The organism is Mycobacterium sp. TH-M25 (genome assembly GCF_057473665.1).
In genome coordinates this window covers 1-2881 of record NZ_JBYCLA010000350.1, presented here as the reverse complement: position 1 = coordinate 2881, position 2881 = coordinate 1, and the positions used below count along the sequence as shown (strand labels likewise).

Genomic DNA, 2881 nt, shown 5'->3' with positions numbered 1-2881 from the left:
AGGTGGTAGCCGGCCGCGTCGGCGCACTCCGGCAGATCGCTTCCAGAGCTGCAGACGATACAGGAGACCTGCTCGGAGAAGCGGCAGCTGGGGTGTTCGATCGTCACCACATGCGATGCGCCGAGGACCCCAAGCAGCAGGACGCTTCCGTCCGGGTGTTTTAGGACGTACCTGGCCAGCGGCGGCGGCGCGGGCGCGTTGAGTGCCAGTCCGAGCCTGCTGCCGTCGACGTCGACAGGAGCTATGGCGAGCTGATGAAGCGGCACCGACCTAATCCTCTGCGGTCTTATGCCGACGGCGGGGGCGCGGGGTAGACGGTGAGTTCACCGGTTAGCACGGACTTGCCGGTCGATATTTCCCATGGCATGTCCGGCGCCCAGCGTTCGAACGACAGCAGCAGTGCTTCGTCGGCTCCCCGATCAACACTGCCGTAGTCGACGAAGTCCATCTCCCCGCCGGGCGGCAGGCCGGTCGTGCCTTCGGTGGTGTAGCCGGCGTGGCCGCGCTCGGATTCGCTAAACGTCACGCCGTCGACCACCTGTTGGCCGCCGGGCTGCAAGGACTCGAGGTCTTTGCGGGTGACCCACATCGCCAGTTTGAGACGTCCATCGTCGTCCTCGACGCTGAACCAGAGCGGCTGGTCGCCGCCTTCCAGCAGATGTTCCCACCAGACGAAGGGGCCTTCGCGGTAGGTGACCGATCCGCGGACCACGTAGTCGACGCCGCCGTAGCTGACGATGGCCCCGGGGCCGAGCTGCCGAGGCCCGAATTGCGGCATCGCGTTAAAAGAAAGCGGGTCGGAACGCCAGCCCGGCTGAGTCAGTGTCTTGGGTCGCCGCAAAGCCACGACGAGAATAACGATGGATGCGATGAACAGCACCACGGCAAGGACGACCAGCAGTGATCCCACGCAGACCCTTCCGTGCCGGACAGCGAGTGTGCGCATTAAGTTAACAGTTTTCGCTTGCCTCGGCGGTGTAACGGGCTGGCCGACAGGCCGTGCCACCGCGTGTCCTACCCGATGCTGTCGACGTCGGCCGGTAGGCTATCGAACAACTGTTCGGTGTTAGATGGGGAGCATGTGATGCGCGTGATGGGCGTCGATCCCGGGTTGACGCGGTGCGGGTTGTCCGTCGTCGAAAGTGGGCGCGGTCGCCACGTTGTCGCGTTGGATGTCGACGTGGTGCGCACACCCTCGGACGCACCGGTGTCTCAGCGATTGCTGGCTATCAGCGATGCCGTCGAGCACTGGCTGGACACCCATCATCCGGATGTCATGGCCATCGAGCGGGTTTTCTCTCAGCAAAATGTGTCGACCGTGATGGGTACGGCACAAGCCGGCGGGGTGATCGCGTTGGCCGCGGCGAGACGCGGTATCGACGTGCACTTCCATACCCCCAGCGAGGTGAAGGCCGCAGTGACCGGCAACGGTGCCGCCGACAAGGCGCAAGTTACCGCGATGGTCACCAGAATCCTTGCGCTGCAAGCTAAACCGACACCGGCCGATGCGGCTGACGCGTTGGCCCTGGCGATCTGCCACTGCTGGAGAGCGCCGATGATCGCCCGGATGGCCGCGGCCGAAGCGCTGGCCGCGCAGCACCGTCAGGCCTATCGGGCCAAGGTAGCCAGCAAGGTTAAGGCCGCCCGATGATTTCCTCAGTCCGCGGCGAGGTACTCGAGGTCGCACTTGACCACGCCGTCATTGAAGCCGCCGGCATCGGCTACCGGGTAAACGCGACACCGGCGACGTTGGCGACGTTGCGGCAGGGCAGTCAGGCCCGGCTGGTCACCGCAATGGTCGTGCGTGAGGACTCGATGACGCTATACGGGTTTTCCGACGCCGAGAACCGTGACCTGTTCCTGACGTTGCTGTCGGTTTCGGGAGTGGGGCCTCGCCTGGCTATGGCGACACTGGCCGTGCACGACGCGGCGGCACTGCGGCAGGCACTGGCCGATAGCGATGTTGCCGCGCTGACTCGGGTGCCCGGTATCGGTAAACGCGGCGCCGAACGGATGGTGCTGGAGTTGCGCGACAAGGTGGGTGCGGTCGCGGCACCCGGATCGGCTGCGGGCGCTGCTGCTAACGGCCACGCGGTGCGAAGCCCCGTAGTCGAAGCCCTGGTCGGGCTGGGCTTTGCGGCCAAGCAAGCCGAGGAAGCGACCGATCAGGTGCTCAGCGGTGACCTTGGAAAAGATGGCGCGGCGACGACGTCCAGTGCCCTGCGGGCCGCCCTGTCGTTGCTGGGCAAGGCCCGATGAGCCGCGCCGGCGACGATGCAGTGGGGGCACCTCCCGCTTGCGGGGGACGAAGCGATGGGGTGGGGGCACTCCCCCGCGCGCAGGATGTACCCCCACCCGCTTGCGGGGGAAAGCCGCGCAATTGAGCGAGGACTACTCGGATCGGGAGGTTTCCCCGGCGCTGACCGTCGGCGAGGGCGACATCGATGTCAGCCTGCGGCCGCGCTCGTTGCGGGAGTTCATCGGTCAGCCACGGGTGCGTGAACAGCTCCAGCTGGTCATTGAGGGGGCCAAGAACCGTGGCGGCACGCCGGATCACATCCTGCTGTCCGGCCCGCCGGGGCTGGGTAAGACGTCGTTGGCCATGATCATCGCTGCTGAACTTGGTTCCTCGTTGCGGGTGACGTCCGGGCCTGCGCTGGAGCGCGCCGGTGACCTGGCAGCGATGTTGTCCAACCTGGTCGAGCACGACGTGTTGTTCATCGACGAAATCCACCGCATCGCCCGGCCTGCGGAGGAGATGCTGTACCTGGCGATGGAAGACTTTCGGGTCGACGTGGTCGTCGGCAAAGGCCCTGGGGCGACATCGATTCCCCTGGAAGTCGCACCCTTCACCCTGGTCGGCGCGACCACTCGATCCGGC

5 protein-coding genes are annotated in these 2881 nt (G+C 65.9%); 3 read left to right on the top strand and 2 right to left on the bottom strand.

Annotated elements, in window-relative coordinates:
* Together AC2VOU_RS11805 and AC2VOU_RS11800 are read right to left on the bottom strand one after the other, a co-directional pair.
* Nucleotides 1–266, bottom strand: a 266-nt coding sequence (locus tag AC2VOU_RS11805) for a DUF2617 family protein (RefSeq protein WP_486957545.1), incomplete at its 3' end; no start/stop codon positions are given.
* Nucleotides 267–286: 20 nt separating this feature from the next.
* Complete coding sequence (locus AC2VOU_RS11800; RefSeq protein ID WP_486957544.1) at nt 287–910, bottom strand: DUF4178 domain-containing protein; 624 nt, start codon at nt 908–910, stop codon at nt 287–289.
* 174 nt (nt 911–1084) lie between these two features.
* Between AC2VOU_RS11800 and ruvC the strand changes: the two genes are divergently transcribed.
* The 3 genes from ruvC to AC2VOU_RS11785 form a co-directional block, all read left to right on the top strand.
* Nucleotides 1085–1651, top strand: coding sequence for a crossover junction endodeoxyribonuclease RuvC (ruvC, locus tag AC2VOU_RS11795; protein ID WP_047315966.1), 567 nt, complete (start codon nt 1085–1087; stop codon nt 1649–1651).
* Nucleotides 1648–2259, top strand: a complete 612-nt coding sequence (gene ruvA / locus AC2VOU_RS11790; protein ID WP_054880206.1) for a Holliday junction branch migration protein RuvA — start codon at nt 1648–1650, stop codon at nt 2257–2259. Before ruvC ends, ruvA begins: the two co-directional genes overlap by 4 nt.
* A 121-nt stretch (nt 2260–2380) precedes the next feature.
* Nucleotides 2381–2881 (top strand): AAA family ATPase (locus tag AC2VOU_RS11785; RefSeq protein WP_486957546.1); only part of this gene is annotated, 501 nt, incomplete at its 3' end.

Excerpts from the sequence above, each read along its gene's own strand:
- ruvA (WP_054880206.1), top strand. The coding sequence starts at position 1,648 with ATGATTTCCTCAGTCCGCGGCGAGGTACTCGAGGTCGCACTTGACCAC.
- ruvC (WP_047315966.1), top strand. The coding sequence starts at position 1,085 with ATGCGCGTGATGGGCGTCGATCCCGGGTTGACGCGGTGCGGGTTGTCC.